15 protein-coding genes are annotated in these 14,331 nt (G+C 67.2%); 7 read left to right on the top strand and 8 right to left on the bottom strand.

Annotated features, from left to right (window positions below; genetic code table 11):
- Positions 1–12: 12 nt before the first annotated feature.
- On the bottom strand, positions 13–1,542 hold the full coding sequence (locus tag TZ53_RS13895; RefSeq protein ID WP_025551597.1) for a M23 family metallopeptidase: 1,530 nt from the start codon (positions 1,540–1,542) through the stop codon (positions 13–15).
- A gap of 452 nt (positions 1,543–1,994) precedes the next feature.
- Between TZ53_RS13895 and TZ53_RS13890 the strand changes: the two genes are divergently transcribed.
- From TZ53_RS13890 to TZ53_RS13875, 4 genes are all read left to right on the top strand, one after another.
- Positions 1,995–4,661 (top strand): helicase-related protein, encoded by a 2,667-nt coding sequence (locus TZ53_RS13890; RefSeq protein WP_044661670.1) that lies wholly within the window; start codon positions 1,995–1,997, stop codon positions 4,659–4,661.
- Positions 4,654–4,950: an RNA-binding S4 domain-containing protein gene (locus tag TZ53_RS13885; protein ID WP_044661669.1), complete on the top strand. Its 297-nt coding sequence runs from the start codon at positions 4,654–4,656 to the stop codon at positions 4,948–4,950. Before TZ53_RS13890 ends, TZ53_RS13885 begins: the two co-directional genes overlap by 8 nt.
- A gap of 204 nt (positions 4,951–5,154) precedes the next feature.
- The gene (fdxA, locus tag TZ53_RS13880; RefSeq protein ID WP_025551122.1) at positions 5,155–5,493 is read left to right on the top strand and encodes a ferredoxin FdxA; all 339 of its coding nucleotides are present in this window, start codon (positions 5,155–5,157) and stop codon (positions 5,491–5,493) included.
- A gap of 280 nt (positions 5,494–5,773) precedes the next feature.
- The gene (locus TZ53_RS13875; protein ID WP_025551124.1) at positions 5,774–6,301 is read left to right on the top strand and encodes a CarD family transcriptional regulator; all 528 of its coding nucleotides are present in this window, start codon (positions 5,774–5,776) and stop codon (positions 6,299–6,301) included.
- 116 nt (positions 6,302–6,417) lie between these two features.
- Here TZ53_RS13875 and TZ53_RS13870 read toward each other — a convergent pair whose 3' ends face one another.
- Together TZ53_RS13870 and TZ53_RS13865 are read right to left on the bottom strand one after the other, a co-directional pair.
- Positions 6,418–6,657: a hypothetical protein gene (locus TZ53_RS13870; protein WP_025551125.1), complete on the bottom strand. Its 240-nt coding sequence runs from the start codon at positions 6,655–6,657 to the stop codon at positions 6,418–6,420.
- Between the two features lie 71 nt (positions 6,658–6,728).
- The gene (locus TZ53_RS13865) at positions 6,729–7,196 is read right to left on the bottom strand and encodes a hypothetical protein (RefSeq protein ID WP_044661668.1); all 468 of its coding nucleotides are present in this window, start codon (positions 7,194–7,196) and stop codon (positions 6,729–6,731) included.
- A gap of 128 nt (positions 7,197–7,324) precedes the next feature.
- Here TZ53_RS13865 and betI point away from each other — a divergent pair, with 128 nt between their 5' ends.
- The 3 genes from betI to ahpF all read left to right on the top strand — a co-directional run bounded on the left by betI (position 7,325) and on the right by ahpF (position 10,442).
- Complete coding sequence (gene betI / locus TZ53_RS13860; protein ID WP_044661667.1) at positions 7,325–7,963, top strand: transcriptional regulator BetI; 639 nt, start codon at positions 7,325–7,327, stop codon at positions 7,961–7,963.
- A 131-nt stretch (positions 7,964–8,094) separates the two neighbouring features.
- Positions 8,095–8,658 (top strand): alkyl hydroperoxide reductase subunit C, encoded by a 564-nt coding sequence (ahpC, locus tag TZ53_RS13855; protein WP_013040906.1) that lies wholly within the window; start codon positions 8,095–8,097, stop codon positions 8,656–8,658.
- 203 nt (positions 8,659–8,861) lie between these two features.
- Positions 8,862–10,442 (top strand): alkyl hydroperoxide reductase subunit F, encoded by a 1,581-nt coding sequence (gene ahpF / locus TZ53_RS13850; RefSeq protein WP_044661666.1) that lies wholly within the window; start codon positions 8,862–8,864, stop codon positions 10,440–10,442.
- Positions 10,443–10,517: 75 nt separating this feature from the next.
- Here ahpF and TZ53_RS13845 read toward each other — a convergent pair whose 3' ends face one another.
- The 5 genes from TZ53_RS13845 to glmM all read right to left on the bottom strand — a co-directional run bounded on the left by TZ53_RS13845 (position 10,518) and on the right by glmM (position 14,290).
- The gene (locus tag TZ53_RS13845) at positions 10,518–11,159 is read right to left on the bottom strand and encodes a L,D-transpeptidase family protein (RefSeq protein WP_229742465.1); all 642 of its coding nucleotides are present in this window, start codon (positions 11,157–11,159) and stop codon (positions 10,518–10,520) included.
- 92 nt (positions 11,160–11,251) lie between these two features.
- The gene (locus TZ53_RS13840; RefSeq protein WP_025551133.1) at positions 11,252–11,851 is read right to left on the bottom strand and encodes a ribonuclease HII; all 600 of its coding nucleotides are present in this window, start codon (positions 11,849–11,851) and stop codon (positions 11,252–11,254) included.
- Complete coding sequence (gene thiD / locus TZ53_RS13835; RefSeq protein WP_044661665.1) at positions 11,844–12,605, bottom strand: bifunctional hydroxymethylpyrimidine kinase/phosphomethylpyrimidine kinase; 762 nt, start codon at positions 12,603–12,605, stop codon at positions 11,844–11,846. The genes TZ53_RS13840 and thiD overlap by 8 nt, the downstream gene beginning before the upstream one ends.
- On the bottom strand, positions 12,602–12,826 hold the full coding sequence (locus TZ53_RS13830) for a DUF1272 domain-containing protein (protein ID WP_044661664.1): 225 nt from the start codon (positions 12,824–12,826) through the stop codon (positions 12,602–12,604). Before TZ53_RS13830 ends, thiD begins: the two co-directional genes overlap by 4 nt.
- Positions 12,827–12,949: 123 nt before the next feature.
- A complete protein-coding gene (gene glmM, locus TZ53_RS13825; protein ID WP_025551139.1) occupies positions 12,950–14,290 on the bottom strand; it encodes a phosphoglucosamine mutase in 1,341 nt (446 codons plus the stop codon).
- Positions 14,291–14,331 lie beyond the last annotated feature (41 nt).

The following is a 14,331-nucleotide window of genomic DNA, read 5'->3' as shown; positions in this document are numbered from 1 at the left end:
GCCCGCGAAAAGCTATTTCCCGGCCGCGGCCGGCGCCGCGCTCTTCTGCGCCACCTGCACGGGCAGGCCGATGCGCAGGCTCTTCAACTGCACCAGCCGCTGCCGGAAAGCCGCCAGCTCCCTGCCCGCCAGTTGCGATGTCGTGGTGAACCGCACCGACAGCGGATTGATCGTCCGTCCGTTCCGGTACAGCTCATAATGCAGATGCGGCCCGGTCGACAGGCCCGACGATCCGACATAGCCGATCACCTGCCCCTGCCGCACCCGCTGCCCCGGCGACGCGGCGATGCGGCTCATATGCGCATAGCCGGTGGCAAGGCCGTTGCCATGCTCCAGCCGCACATAATTGCCATGCCCGCCATGCCGCCCGGCATAGGACACCACGCCGTCCGTCGCCGCATAGATGGGCGACCCGTAATGGGCGGCAAAATCGATCCCCGCATGCATGCGGGTATAACCCAGGATCGGATGGCGCCGCATGCCGAAGCTGGACGACATGCGCCCCGCCACCGGCGCCGACAGCACGCCGCGCCGCTGGCCGACGCCCGACGCCTCGAACCACTGGGTCCGCCCGTCCTGCGTCCATTTCAGCATGTCGATGCCGCGCCCGCTCGCCCGGTGCAACCCGGCGAACAGCAGGTCGCCCACCTCCACGTCGCCCGTGTCGGCCCGCCGATATTCGGTGACGATGTCATAGCGGTCCCCCGCCGAGATCGATCCGAGATCGACCTGCTGCGCGACGACGCGCAGGAAACTCTGGATCGCCTTGGGCGGCGCGCCCGCCGCCCGCGCCGAACGATAGAGGCTCTCGCCCACCACGCCCTGGATGCGCAGCGGCGTCTCGTCCACATGGATCGCCGTCCGCTGCACCTGCAGGACCCCGCCGGCCCGCGCGATCTCGATCCCCAGATCGAGCCGCGCCCGGAAGCTCAGCCTGTCCAGCGGCCGCGGCACGTCCCGGCTCGGCCGTCGGCCCAGCACGATGTCCAGCGGCGTGCCCGGCTTCAATCCCGCGCCGGTGTCGCCCGCCACCAGGCTCGTCACCGTCGCCACGTCGCCGCCGCTCACGCCCGCCCGCGCCAGCGCCCGGCCCAGCGAATCGCTGCCGCCGATCTGCGCGCGCAATTCGATCTGCGGCCGCTCCGGCGTCTCGCGCAGCGGCTGCACCGCGTCGGTCGGCCCCATGCGCCGCCCGCTGTCCGCGCCCAGGGCAAGCGGCATGATCATCTGGCTGCGCACTTCGTCGAACTGCCTCGCCGGCATCAGCGGCTGCGGCGCGCCGGGCAGGGCATGAAAGCCCGGCGACAGATAAAGCGCCGCCGCGCACAGCCCGAAACAGGTCGCAAGTCCCCGGAACCAGGTGAAACTTCCCACCCGCTGGCCAAGGTCGGGAACCAGTTCCACATCCTCGGCCCAGTCGCGCAGCTTCTCCCGCCAGTCGCGCCGATCCTCGGCCGGTCCCGCCCTGCGGATCGAGTCAGTCAGCCACAGGGACGCGGAAGCGCCACCCTGCTGGGCATTGATCTGACCATCATGAAACACGGTAAAACACGCCCCCGGGGCAAATATCGCCCGACCCCCGCCGCGCGTTCATCCGCAATTTTGTAAAAGCACAAGGTTAAAGTCAAATAAACACGCCTTTTTTAACCCTTTTTCCGCGACCGGCCGTGCCCCGCAAAGGACCGGCGGACCAATCCCCGGCGCCTTCCCGCCTCCGTCCCCGTCATCCTGGCCTATCCGCCCTTCATGCCGGCGTCTCCTCCCTTCATCCCGGCCGCTCGTCCCGTCATCCCCGCCTCTCCTCCCTCATCCCCGCCTCTCCCCGTCACCCCCGCCTCCTCCGTTCATCCCCGCCCCCTCCCCGTCATCCCCGCGAAGGCGGGGATCCATCTCCCACCCCCACCCCCGCCGCAAGGCCGGCGGCCCACCCGCAAGACCCGCGCACCCCAATTCGACCTCCCGCCCGGGCCTTTCCCCTTGCCCTTCCCCGATCCATGCCCGACATAGCAGGGACCATGGCCCAGTTCGCCCGATCGCCCCTCACCGCCGTCCTGGGCCCCACCAACACCGGCAAGACCCACCTCGCCGTCGAACGCATGTGCGGCCATAGCTCCGGGATGATGGGCTTCCCGCTGCGCCTGCTGGCGCGGGAAGTCTATGACCGGGTGGCCGGCATGAAGGGCCCGGCGCAGGTCGCCCTCATCACCGGCGAGGAAAAGATCGTGCCCCCCGGCGCCCGCTATTTCCTCTGCACCGCGGAATCCATGCCGATCGGTCGGCAGGCCGGGACCGCGAACGAAGGGCTGGCGGATTACGCCTTCGTCGCCCTGGACGAAGCCCAGCTCGGCGCCGATCCGGAACGCGGCCATGTCTTCACCGACCGCCTCCTGCGCGCCAGGGGCCGGGAGGAAACGATGATCCTCGGCTCGGCCAGCATCGGCCGGGTGGTGAAGGCGCTGGTCCCCGATGCGAAGATCATCGGCCGCCCGCGTTTCTCGACGCTCAGCTATGCCGGCGCGAAGAAGCTCTCCCGCCTGCCCAAGCGTTCCGCCATCGTCGCCTTCTCCGCCGAGGAGGTCTATGCCGTGGCGGAAATGCTCCGCCGCTTCCGGGGCGGCGCAGCGGTCGTGATGGGCGCGCTCTCGCCCCGCACCCGCAATGCGCAGGTGCAGATGTTCCTGAACGGAGAGGTCGACTATCTGGTCGCCACCGACGCGATCGGCATGGGCCTCAATCTCGACGTCGCGCATGTTGCCTTCGCCTCGCTGCGCAAATATGACGGCCGCCGCACCCGCCGCCTGACCGTCGCGGAAATGGCGCAGATCGCCGGGCGCGCCGGCCGCCACCACCAGGACGGCACCTTCGGCAGCCTGGGCCATGAGGATGGCGACGCCGCCTTCACGCCGGAAGAGATAGAGGCGATAGAGGCGCACCGGTTTCCGCCGGTGGAGCAGCTTTTCTGGCGCAACGGCACGCCGCGCACCGACCGGCTGGATCACCTCATTTCCGATCTGGAGCAGAAGCCCGACCGCCCCGAACTGCGCGCCGCGCCCGAAGCGGTCGACCTCGCCGTGCTCAGGCGGCTCGCCGACGACCCGCTGGTGATCGATCGGGCACGCGGCAGGAAGCAGGTCGAACGGCTCTGGGCCGCCTGCGGCCTGCCCGATTTCCAGAAGCTGGGCGCCGAACATCATGCCCGCGCCGTCAGCCGCATCTGGCGCTTCCTGTCCGAAGGGACGGGCCACATCCCCCGCGACTGGTTCGCCCAGCAGATTGCGCGACTCGATTCGGTTCAGGGCGACATCGACACCCTTTCCGGCCGGATCGCCGCCGCCCGCACCTGGTCCTACATCGCCCATCGCGCCGACTGGCTCGCCCATCCGGCGGAAATGGCGGAGCGCACCCGCGCCCTCGAAGAAAAGCTCTCCGACGCGCTCCACGCCGCGCTGACGCAGCGTTTCGTGGACCGGCGCACCACCGTTCTGCTAAGGGACATCGGCCAAAGCGCGGCCAATCTGCCGGTCGAAATCGAACAGGACGGGACAGTCTGCGTCGATGGCGAGACGATCGGGCGACTTGACGGATTTCGTTTCTCGGTCGATCCCGCTACCCGGCATCAGGACAGGAAGATGCTGCTGGCGGCCGCTGAACGGCGCCTTGGAAGGATATTGCGAGTGAAGGCTGACGAATTGCTGGGCGCACCCGATACCGATTTCGCGCTCATGGACGAAGCAGGACAGGCCCCCGGCATAAGCTGGAAGGGCGATCCGGTGGCGACGCTGCACGGCGGCCCCGCGCTGCTGACCCCGGAAATCCGTCTGGACCGCGCGCTCCTCGCAATGGGACAGGATGTGCAGAAGCAGGTGGCGGCCCGCCTTGCCGCATGGATGGACGCGCAGAAGGAAAAGCATCTGCTGCCCCTCACCAGGATGGTGGGCAGCAGCGCCGACCCCGAAGTCCCCGCCGTCGTCCGCGCCGTCTTCGCCCAGCTTGCCGATGCCGGCGGCGTCATCGCGCGCACCGAACTCGATTCGGCGCTCGGCCATCTCAACAAGGATCAGCGCCATCTGCTGCGCCGCGCCGGCATCGACATCGGCGTGCTCGACATCTATCATCCCGGCCTGCTGAAGCCCGGCGCCGCCCGCTGGCGCGCCGCCCTGCTGGCCGCGCGCCTGGGCAAGCCCTGCCTGCCCCTGCCCGGCCCCGGCCTCACCCTGATCCCGGCCGGCGAAAAGCCTGAGCAGATGGGCGCCCGCATCGCCGGCTTCCGCGGCTTTGGCGAACAGATGCTGCGCATCGACATGGCCGAACGCATGGCCCGCACCGCGCATGAGGCCATCGCCAGGAACGAGGCCTTCACCGCGCAGAGCCCGCAGATCGTCTCGCTCGGCCTGTCGGAGGACGCCTTCCTCCAACTGATGCGCCTCGCGGGCTTCCGCGCCGTGGAGGCGCCTGCGGAGGGCGGACCCAATTGGGCCTTCCGTGGCCGGCAGAAGGCGCGGACGCACCAGCAGCATCCGGGCCGCGAAAAGCGCGGCGCCCCCGCCCAGGGCAAGCCCCGCAACGACCGGGGGCCGCGCCCCGCCGCCTCGTCCGGCCCTGCCCCCACCGGCAACCATGCCTTTGCGGGCCTTGCCGAACTGCTGGGCCGCAATGGCTGACGCGGGCCTGGTCGCGGCCCACGGCCCCAGCCTGCGCATCGACAAGTTCCTCTGGTTCGCGCGCCTCGCAAAGAGCCGTTCGGTCGCCCAGAAAATGGCGGAGGACGGCCATATCCGCCTCAACGGCCGCCGCATCGAACGCTCGCACGCGCCGGTGCGGGCCGGCGACCTCATCACCTTTCCCCATCCCAGCGGCGTCCGGGTCGTCCGCATCCTCCAGCTCCCCGGCCGCCGAGGCCCCGCCCCCGAAGCCCAATCCTGCTATGAGGAACTGACGGTCGGCGCCTGAAGGGCCGCCTTTGTCGTTCCCGCGAAGGCGGGAACCCATCTCCCAACATTGCCCCAAGTTCATCGACAGGGGAGATGAATCCCCGTCTCCACAGGAATGACAGGAAAAAGCCCACTACCCGCGCCCCAACAATATCCTCATTGACCTTCGCGCCGACCGCGCATAGCAGGGCGCCGATTGTCTCCCTACCAAGAGTGCTGACCCATGACCTATGTCGTGACCGATAACTGCATCCGCTGCAAATATATGGATTGCGTCGAGGTTTGCCCCGTGGACTGTTTCTACGAGGGCGAGAACATGCTGGTCATCAATCCGAACGAGTGCATCGACTGCGGCGTGTGCGAACCCGAATGCCCTGCCGAGGCGATTCTGCCCGATACGGAGAACGGCCTGGAAAAATGGCTGGAGCTGAACACGAAATTCTCCGCCGAATGGCCCAACATCACCGTCAAGGGCGAAGCCCCCGCCGACGCCGACGAGATGAAGGGCATCGAAAACAAGCTGGAGAAATTCTTCTCGCCGGAGCCCGGCGCGGGCAGCTGAAGCGCCGCGCCGCAAGGCTGTCGCGAACCGCCGCCGACATCCTCCTGAAGACTAGCTGTTGCGTTTAATTTGCACCGCCACTCCCGGATTTTGTGTCCGGGGGTGGCAATTTTGTTACGAATCTGCTAAATAGGCGCCAACAGGTGGACATGGTCGCGTCCACTACGGAGACAAATGCCTGATGTTATGATGGTGGCGCCGCGCTTCCCCTGGCTCGTGCACCTTTTCGCACCTGCAACGCGAATGCCACCGCTCCCCCGAAGACATGGAAAGGTTTCAAATGGCTGCCAAGGCGCTGTCCTTTGACGTAGGTGATTATGTTGTTTACCCCAAGCATGGCGTTGGCCGCGTCATAGAACTGCAGAAGGAGCAGATTGCGGGCATGGAGCTGGAACTCTATGTCCTGCGCTTCGAAAAGGAGCGGATGACGCTCCGCGTGCCCACGAACAAGGCCGAGGGCGTCGGCATGCGCAAGCTGTCCTCCAACAAGACGCTGGAGGAAGCGGTCGAAACCCTGAAGGGCAAGCCCAAGGTGAAGCGCACCATGTGGTCGCGCCGCGCGCAGGAATATGAAGCGAAGATCAATTCGGGCGATCTGGTGTCGATCGCCGAAGTGACCCGCGACCTGTTCCGCGCCGATGATCAGCCGGAACAGAGCTATTCCGAACGGCAGATCTTCGAAGCCGCGTCCAGCCGCCTCGCCCGCGAACTCGCGGCGATGGAGGAAACGGACGAGCCGAGCGCGCTCAAGAAGATCCTGCGCATCCTCAACGAAGCCGCACCCCGGCATGCGAAGGTGGAAGGCTGACGACATCCGGCTGAGCCGACGACGGCAGGCCTGAATTAAGGGCGCCCCGAACAGGGCGCCCTTTTTTTGCAATCCAACCGGATGAACGGCGGGAAACCGCCGGTGCGGCGCCGGTCCTATTCGCCCTTCGCGGCGCCCGCGGCGTCCTTGGCCGCATCTCCGACATCGCTCGCCGCCTGGCCGACCTGCGTGGCCGCGCTCTCGACCGCGCTGTCCTTCCGGCTCTGGCTGCTGATCAGGAAGAAGGCGGCAATCGCCACGACCACGACCAGCAAGAGAACCGCCACCATGGTTCCGCCGCCGCCACGCTTCTCGATGATCGTGGTCGTCGCCGGACGATCCTGATAATCCGCCATAGAAATCCTCCTCGTCTTCACGCCACCCGGCGGCATAAATGCGCAAGCGAGCGGGCGGGTTCCTGACCGGATCAGCGGCAATAGCCCTCCCGGCCCGGCAGCACGATCAGGCAATCCTGCCGGCCGGCAAGGTCCTTGAACCCGGTTTCCGCGCCCGTGCCCGGACGAATGCTCAGGTCCCTGCCGTCGCGCACGAAGCGGATCGTCGCCCCTTCGGCCACGCCGGGATAGTCCCCCTGCCGGTCCAGATTGTCCTGATTGGCGATGGCATAATGTCCGGGCCGGCCATCGGGCGACGGCTGGATGTCCAGGAACAGCCCCTCCGGCCCATTCCACCGCCCGACCCAGTCGTCGGTGGGCAGGCCCGCCGCCCCGTTGGCGGCGGCATTGACGGCATCCGGCTCGGCAATCGCCTCCACATCGGCCGGCTGCGCGGCATTGTTCGCGGCCCCGCCCTCGTCGGCGCTCCTGGCGCAACCGGAAGTTAGCGCTCCCATCGCCATCAGCGGGAGAATCAGGCCCAGATTGCGACGATTCATCCATCTTTCTCCTTGCAATTGACCCGATAAACCGCTGAACGCGGGGCTTCGATCCATTTCCCGACAGGGGGCGGAGCCGCTTGCCAGCGGCTGCGGCGGGAAGGCAGGATCATGGGCGGGGAAAAGAGATGGAGAACAAGGTTGAGGGGCGCCCGGAAAGGGCGCGGTTCGTTCGCGAATCCGCCGATGTCCGGCGGCAGGCCCTGATCGAGGCGACGGCGCGCTGTCTTTCGGAAAAGGGCGTGGGCGGCACCTCCGTCCGCGCGATCTGCGCCTATGCCGGGGTTTCGGCCGGTTTGCTCACCCATTATTTCGACGGCGTCGACGCGCTGATCCTGGCCACCTATCGCGATGTCGGTGAAAAGGTCGCCGCCGCCATGGAACGCGCCGTGGCGGAGGCCGGCTCCTGCCCCCGCGCACGGCTCTGGGCCTATCTGCGCTCCAACTTCCAGCCGCCCGTGCTGGACCCCGATCTGCTGGCGACCTGGATTTCCTTCTGGAGCCTCAACAAGACCAATCCCGCCATCGCCGCCACCCATGCAGAAACCTATGGCGGCGGGCGCGAACGCATGGAGGTGCTGCTGCGCGAGGCGGCGCCCCAGATTCCCCGTCCCGACGCGCGCATCGCCGCCATCGGGCTTACCGCGATGATCGACGGCCTGTGGCTGGAACTGTGCCTCGACTCCTCCACCTTCACCATAGAGGAAGCGCTGGGCATGCTGGAGGAGGCGATGAACTACGTCCTGCAAAAGCCGAGAAGCGGCTAGATCGATCAATGAAGCTGGCGGTGATCGTTTTTATCAATCAACCTTGTCGATAAAACCAATTTCACGGCGCCCTGCGCTTTCCCTACATGGGTCGGGCAACAGCAACCCCCTAAAAAGGAACTGGAAAGCCCATGGCGCTTATCAACACGACCATCAAGCCGTTCAAGGCCACCGCTTACAAGGAAGGCAAGTTCGTCGACGTGACCGACGCCGACGTGAAGGGCAAGTGGGCCGTCTTCTTCTTCTACCCCGCCGACTTCACCTTCGTCTGCCCGACGGAGCTGGAGGATCTGGCCGACATCTACCCGACGCTGCAGAAGCTGAACGTAGAGGTGTACTCGGTGTCGACCGACACGCATTTCAGCCACAAGGCCTGGCACGACACCTCGCCGGCCATCGGCAAGATCAACTATTACATGCTGGGCGACCAGTCGGGCCAGATCACCAATAATTTCGACGTGATGCGCCCGGGCGTGGGCCTTGCCGACCGCGCGACCTTCCTGGTCGATCCCGAAGGCGTGATCCAGTTCATGGAAATCACCTCGGAAGGCGTCGGCCGCAACGCGACCGAACTGCTCCGCAAGGTCAAGGCCGCGCAATATGTCGCCGCCAACCCCGGCGAAGTCTGCCCGGCCAAGTGGGAAGAAGGCGAAGCGACCCTTGCTCCGTCGCTCGACCTCGTCGGCAAGATCTGAAGACCTGAAAGGCGTCTGCCGGATCGGGTCGAGTTCCTCCCTGATCCGGCAGCGCCTCTGCATGCCGCGTGCTCCTGCCTTCGCAGGAGCACGACGAAGTCAAATCGCATCATCGCAAACACCGCCGGACCTTCGGGTCGCACCGTTCCGGCGAACATATAGCCGCGCCCCGGATAGGCGCGCCCAACCCAAGGAGACCGAAGATGTTGGACGCAAATCTGAAGGCCCAGCTCAAGGCCTATATGGCGAACATCACCCAGCCGATCGAGCTGGTCGCATCGCTGGACGACAGCCCCAAGAGCCGCGAACTCAAGACGCTGCTGGATGAGATCGCCGAACTGTCGGACAAGGTGACGATCGCCGCCGGTAACGCCAGCCGCGTCCCCAGCTTCATGATCCGCCGCACCGGCACGGACATCGGCGTCACCTTCGCCGGCCTGCCCATGGGGCATGAATTCACCTCGCTCGTGCTGGCGCTGCTCCAGGTCGGCGGCCATCCGTCGAAGGCGGCGCAGGACCTGATCCAGCAGATCAGGGATATTGACGGCGACTTCGCCTTCGAAACCTATTTCTCGCTCTCCTGCCAGAACTGCCCCGACGTGGTGCAGGCGCTGAACCTGATGAGCGTGCTCAACCCGCGCATCAGCCACACCGCCATCGACGGCGCGCTGTTCAAGGAAGAGGTCGACGCGCGCAAGGTCATGGCCGTCCCCACCGTCTTCCTGAACGGCGAACCCTTCGCCAGCGGCCGCATGGAGCTGGAGCAGATCGTCGCGAAGATCGACAGCGGCGCGGCGGCCCGCGCGGCGGAGAAGATCAAGGCCCAGGACCCGTTCGAGGTGCTGGTGGTGGGCGGCGGCCCCGCCGGCGCGGCGGCGGCCATCTACGCGGCGCGCAAGGGCATCCGCACCGGCGTCGCGGCGGAACGCTTCGGCGGCCAGGTGCTCGACACCATGGACATAGAGAATTTCATCTCGGTCAGCCGCACCGAAGGGCCCAAGCTCGCCTCCGCGCTGGAAGCGCATGTGAAGGACTATGATGTCGAGATCATGAACCTCCAGAAGGCGGCGAAGCTGATCCCGGCCAGGGCCGAAGGCGGCTATCACGAAGTCGTCCTCGAAAATGGCGCGTCGCTCAAGGGCCGCACCGTCATCCTCTCCACCGGCGCCCGCTGGCGGCAGATGGGCGTGCCCGGCGAGGATGAATATCGCAACAAGGGCGTCGCCTACTGCCCCCATTGCGACGGTCCGCTGTTCAAGGGCAAGCGCGTCGCGGTGATCGGCGGCGGCAACAGCGGCGTGGAGGCGGCGATCGACCTCGCCGGCATCGTCGCCCATGTGACGCTGATCGAATATGACAGCCAGCTCCGCGCCGACGCCGTGCTCCAGCGCAAGCTCGCCAGCCTGCCCAATGTCAGGATCATCACCTCGGCCCTGACGACCAGGGTCGACGGCAATGGCGAGAAAGTGACCGGCCTCAGCTACAAGGACCGCAACGGCGGCACGGAGCATGATGTCGAGCTGGAGGGCATTTTCGTCCAGATCGGCCTCGTCCCCAACACCGAATGGCTGAAGGACGCGATCGCCCTCTCCCCGCGCGGAGAGATAGAGATCGACGCGCGCGGCGAAACCAGCCAGCCGGGCATCTTCGCGGCAGGCGACTGCACGACCGTGCCCTACAAGCAGATCGTGATCGCCATGGGAGCCGGATCGACGGCGGCGCTGTCCGCCTTCGACTATCTCATCCGCCTCCCCGCGACGGAGGAAACCGCGGAAGCGGCCTGATCGGAATGCCGGAAAACAGGAAGGCGGCGGGGTCTCGCAGGAACCCGCCGCCTTCCTGCCCCATCTGAAGGCCCCCTAACGCCGCATCAACCTCAGCCGGAATATCCCCGGATCGACCTCCAGCATCGGCGCGCCCGCTCCCACCCCCGCATCGTCGCGCTGCGCCAGCACGACCGGCGCCTGCGGCGTGAAGGTGGCGACCGCGCTCCCCGGATCGCCCACCACCAGCGCATCCACCATCAGCGCGGGGCTCAGCCGGTCCAACGTCACGCTGACCAGCGTGCCGATCTGCGTCATCCCGAACAGCTTGCGGGCAAAGGCCTGGGGCAGGCGAATGCACCCATGGCTCGCCGGATAGCCGGGATTATGCCCGGCATGCAGCGCGATCCCGTCCCAGGTCAGCCGCTGCATGAAGGGCATGGGCGCGTTGGAATAGAGGTTCGACCGATGCCATTCCCGCTTCTGCAACACCGGAAACTCGCCGGTGGGGGTGCGATGCCCCTTCATGCCGGTCGACACGCTGGCGACCCCGACCAGCCGGTCGCCGTCATAGACATGCACCCTCTGCCGCTCGATGCTGATGACCAGATAGAGCGGCCCGGCAAAGGGCCCCTCCTCCAGCCAGCGATAGCCCCCCGGCCCCAGCGCCTCCAGCGCCCCGGCCGGCGGCGCCACCGCACAGGTCAGCAACAGCAGGAAGGTCAGAAAGGCGCGCATAAACACCTTCTTAACCATAAGACGGCGCAGCGCCAGCCCCCGGCGGCCTCACATCGGTATCGGATCGGGACGGTCGCCGCCCCGGCGCGTCCCTAAAGCAGGCTCAACTGCGCGACCGGCGCAAAGCTCCTGCGGTGCAGCGGCGTCGGCCCATGCTCGCGCAGCGCGGCCAGATGCCGGGCGCTGCCATAGCCCTTGTTGCTTTCCCAGCCATAATGCGGGTGCGCCGCCGCCGCCTCGATCATCATCCGGTCGCGCGCCTCCTTCGCCAATATGGATGCCGCCGCGATCGACAGGCATTTGGCGTCGCCCTCGACCACCGCCGTCGAGGCCCAGCGCCATTGCGGACAGCGATTGCCATCCACCAGCACATGCGCGCAGTCATGGGTCAGCGCCTCCACCGCCCGCGTCATCGCCAGCATGGTCGCCCAGAGGATGTTGAGGCTGTCGATCTCCTCGACCGAAGCGACCCCCAGGCCCCAGCACAGCGCCCGCGCCTTGATCTCCCCCTCCAGCACGGCCCGCTTCGCCGCGCTGAGCTGCTTGCTGTCGTTGAGCCCGTCCGGGCAATCCTCCCGCCGCAGGATCACCGCAGCCGCCACCACCGGCCCGGCCAGCGGCCCCCGCCCGGCCTCGTCCACCCCGGCGACCAGCCCCGGATGATGCCGCAATTCATGGGCGAAATCAGGCATGGTCATGAAATCCGAACGGCGCGCCCATCGGCCCATGTCCGCCGCCAAGGCCGGGCGCCAGCGCCAGCGCCTCCCGCACATATTTGCGCGCCCGCTCGATCGCGTCGATCATGTCCCGTCCCTGCCCCAGCCCGGTCGCGATCGCGCTGGCCAGCGTGCAGCCCGTGCCATGGCTGTGCCGCGTGTCGATCCGCGCATTGCTCCAGGCCTTCACCACGCCGCCCGGCCCGATCAGCCGGTCGGTCAGCATCGGCCCCTCGCCATGGCCGCCCTTGGCCAGCACATGCGTCGCGAAGCGGACCGCGATCTCCTCCCCGCCCAGCGCCTCCAGCTCCGGAATATTGGGCGTCACCAACGCCGCCAGCGCCATCAGCCGCTCGAACGCCGCCACCGTCGCCTCATCGGCCAGCGCCGAACCGCTGGTCGCCACCATCACCGGATCGAAGACGATGGGCACGCCTTCCAGCGCCGCCAGCCGCTCGGCCACCGCCGCCGCCGTCTCCGCCGATCCGATCATGCCGATCTTCACCGCGTCGACCCCGATGTCGCCGATCACGCTTTCCATCTGCGCGATCACCATGTCGGCCGGCACTGGATGGACGCCCTGCACGCCCAGCGTGTTCTGCGCGGTGATCGCGGTGATCGCCGTCATGGCATGGCCGCCCAACAGCGTCACGGCGCGGATGTCGGCCTGGATGCCGGCCCCGCCGCCGCTGTCGGACCCGGCGACGATCAGGATGCGGGCGATGCTCATCCCCTGAAACGCCGCTCCGCCGAAGCCGGATGCCGCTTCAACGCATCCCCCACCCGCGTCGGCCGGTCCATCAACTCCCCGCCGCAATTGGGGCAGCGGTCGTCCAGCGCCTCCGCGCAGGGCGCGCAAAAGCTGCATTCGAAGGAACAGATGAACGCCCCCGGCTCGTCGGCGGGCAGATCGACGCCGCAGCGTTCGCAATCGGGCCGCATCTCAAGCATGGACGATCGCCCTCCGTCCGTCGTTCGCGCGCAGGCGGGAACCCATCTCCCGCCGCCTCCCCCGGCCCGGACGCGCCGGAAAGGCAGCGCCATATCCGCAAGGACAACCGCAACGCAACGCCGTCACGCCGCCGCCTTCGCCACGGCGTCGCAGATGCGCTCCACCACGTCCCTGACCTGCTCCTCGCGGTCGCCTTCCGCCATCACCCGGATCACCGGCTCGGTGCCGGACGGACGGATCACCAGCCGCCCGCACCCGTTCAGCTCCGCCTCCGCCTGCGCGATCACCTTCCGCACATCCTCATGCTCCAGCGGCCTGCCGCCGGAAAAGCGCACATTCTTCAGCAATTGCGGCACCGGATCGAACTGGTGCAACACCTCGCTCGCCGGCTTGCCGGACCGCACCAGCGCCGCCAGCACCTGCAGCGCCGCCATCGTGCCGTCGCCGGTCGTTGCATAGTCGGACAGGATCATGTGCCCCGACTGCTCGCCCCCGACATTGAAGCCGCCCTCGCGCATCCGCTCCAGCACATAACGGTCGCCCACCTTGGTCCGCTCCAGCGCCATGCCCTGCCCGGCCAGAAACCGCTCCAGCCCCAGGTTCGACATCACCGTCGCCACCAGCCCGCCGCCGCGCAGCATCCCCGCCTTCGCGAAATTGCCCGCGATCAGGGCCATGATCTGGTCGCCGTCGACGATCGCGCCATGCTCGTCCACCACGATCAGCCGGTCGGCATCGCCGTCCAGCGCGATGCCGATGTCGGCGCCCGACGACACCACCGTTTCCTGCAACAGCAGCGGCGCGGTCGATCCGCACTGGTCGTTGATGTTGATGCCGTTGGGCGTGACGCCGATCGCCACCACCTCCGCCCCCAATTCCCACAGGGCGGAAGGGGCGACCTGATAGGCCGCGCCATTGGCGCAATCGACCACGATCTTCAGCCCGTCCAGCCGCAGATCGGCGGGAAAGCTGGACTTGACCGCATGGATATAGCGGCCGCGCGCATCCTCCACGCGGCGGGCGCGGCCGATGTCCTGCGACGCGGCCAGCGGGATCTGCTGGTCCAGCATCGCCTCGATCTTCAGCTCATCCTCGTCCGACAGCTTGTAGCCGTCCGGACCGAATAATTTTATGCCATTGTCGAAATAGGGATTGTGGCTGGCCGAAATCATCACGCCCAGGTCGGCGCGCATCGAATGGGCCAGCAACGCCACGGCGGGCGTCGGGATCGGCCCGAACTGCACCACGTCCATGCCGACCGCCGTGAACCCGGCGACCAGCGCATTTTCGACCATATAGCCCGACAGCCGCGTATCCTTGCCGATCACCACGCGATGGCGATGGGTGCCGCGCTGGAAATGCTTGCCCGCCGCCATGCCGACCTTCATCGCCAGTTCGGCGGTCATCGGCCATTGGTTGGTGCGCCCGCGAATGCCGTCCGTACCGAAATATTTCCTGCTCATCGTCCCTGCCCGCCCCGCGGTGAAGCTCTCATGCTTCCCAT

The organism is Sphingobium sp. YBL2, from assembly GCF_000943805.1.
Classification (GTDB): domain Bacteria; phylum Pseudomonadota; class Alphaproteobacteria; order Sphingomonadales; family Sphingomonadaceae; genus Sphingobium; species Sphingobium fuliginis.
The sequence above is the reverse complement of the archived record's forward strand: the minus strand, read 5'-3'. Positions and strand labels throughout refer to the sequence as shown.

Excerpts from the sequence above, each read along its gene's own strand:
- TZ53_RS13890 (WP_044661670.1), top strand. The coding sequence starts at position 1,995 with ATGCCCGACATAGCAGGGACCATGGCCCAGTTCGCCCGATCGCCCCTC.
- TZ53_RS13885 (WP_044661669.1), top strand. The coding sequence starts at position 4,654 with ATGGCTGACGCGGGCCTGGTCGCGGCCCACGGCCCCAGCCTGCGCATC.
- fdxA (WP_025551122.1), top strand. The coding sequence starts at position 5,155 with ATGACCTATGTCGTGACCGATAACTGCATCCGCTGCAAATATATGGAT.
- TZ53_RS13875 (WP_025551124.1), top strand. The coding sequence starts at position 5,774 with ATGGCTGCCAAGGCGCTGTCCTTTGACGTAGGTGATTATGTTGTTTAC.
- TZ53_RS13870 (WP_025551125.1), bottom strand. The coding sequence starts at position 6,657 with ATGGCGGATTATCAGGATCGTCCGGCGACGACCACGATCATCGAGAAG.
- TZ53_RS13865 (WP_044661668.1), bottom strand. The coding sequence starts at position 7,196 with ATGAATCGTCGCAATCTGGGCCTGATTCTCCCGCTGATGGCGATGGGA.
- betI (WP_044661667.1), top strand. The coding sequence starts at position 7,325 with ATGGAGAACAAGGTTGAGGGGCGCCCGGAAAGGGCGCGGTTCGTTCGC.
- ahpC (WP_013040906.1), top strand. The coding sequence starts at position 8,095 with ATGGCGCTTATCAACACGACCATCAAGCCGTTCAAGGCCACCGCTTAC.
- ahpF (WP_044661666.1), top strand. The coding sequence starts at position 8,862 with ATGTTGGACGCAAATCTGAAGGCCCAGCTCAAGGCCTATATGGCGAAC.
- TZ53_RS13845 (WP_229742465.1), bottom strand. The coding sequence starts at position 11,159 with ATGCGCGCCTTTCTGACCTTCCTGCTGTTGCTGACCTGTGCGGTGGCG.
- TZ53_RS13840 (WP_025551133.1), bottom strand. The coding sequence starts at position 11,851 with ATGCCTGATTTCGCCCATGAATTGCGGCATCATCCGGGGCTGGTCGCC.
- thiD (WP_044661665.1), bottom strand. The coding sequence starts at position 12,605 with ATGAGCATCGCCCGCATCCTGATCGTCGCCGGGTCCGACAGCGGCGGC.
- TZ53_RS13830 (WP_044661664.1), bottom strand. The coding sequence starts at position 12,826 with ATGCTTGAGATGCGGCCCGATTGCGAACGCTGCGGCGTCGATCTGCCC.
- glmM (WP_025551139.1), bottom strand. The coding sequence starts at position 14,290 with ATGAGCAGGAAATATTTCGGTACGGACGGCATTCGCGGGCGCACCAAC.